At 61.3% G+C, this 499-nt stretch carries 1 protein-coding gene; it reads left to right on the plus strand.

The features are described 5' to 3' along the window. A partial coding sequence (locus EOB49_RS34650) for a LysR substrate-binding domain-containing protein (protein ID WP_245473001.1) occupies positions 1 to 371 on the plus strand: 371 nt, incomplete at its 5' end. Positions 372 to 499 lie beyond the last annotated feature (128 nt).

Consider the following 499-nt stretch of genomic DNA (forward strand, 5'->3'; position numbering starts at 1 on the left):
AGGGCGAGGCGGTGCGGCTGGAAGAGACCGCCGCCTATGACTGGGTCTTCCAGTCCGGCGGCTCACCCTTGCGCCAGGCCATGGAGAGCAACTTCCTCAATCGCAACATCGCTTTGCCGGACCGTATCCTGAACACCAGTTCGCTGCTCCTGACCCTGGTCATGGTCGCGCAATCCGATGCCATCGCACCGGTCTCTGTCCAGGTGGCGAAATTCATCCAGAGCCCTGACGGGCTGGCCGGCGCCATCGACGTCGTCCAGACCGAATTCGACATCGAGGTCAGGCCCTACAGCCTGATCACGGTCAGGAATCGCGCACTGTCGCCGGCCGCCAAGATGCTGCACGACTTCATCCTGAGAGAAGTGGGATGATGGCTCGCCGGGTAAGGTTGTCCGGCGAAAGCACCGCCAGGCCGAGGCTGACGAAAGCGAGCTGGGAACATTGTTTCCCGCCGATGCGTTCATGATCTTGCAAGGGACGATTTCTTCTGGAGGCTGAA

Origin of the sequence: Mesorhizobium sp. M7A.F.Ca.MR.148.00.0.0, assembly GCF_003997735.1 — a bacterium.
Taxonomy (GTDB): Bacteria; Pseudomonadota; Alphaproteobacteria; order Rhizobiales; family Rhizobiaceae; genus Mesorhizobium.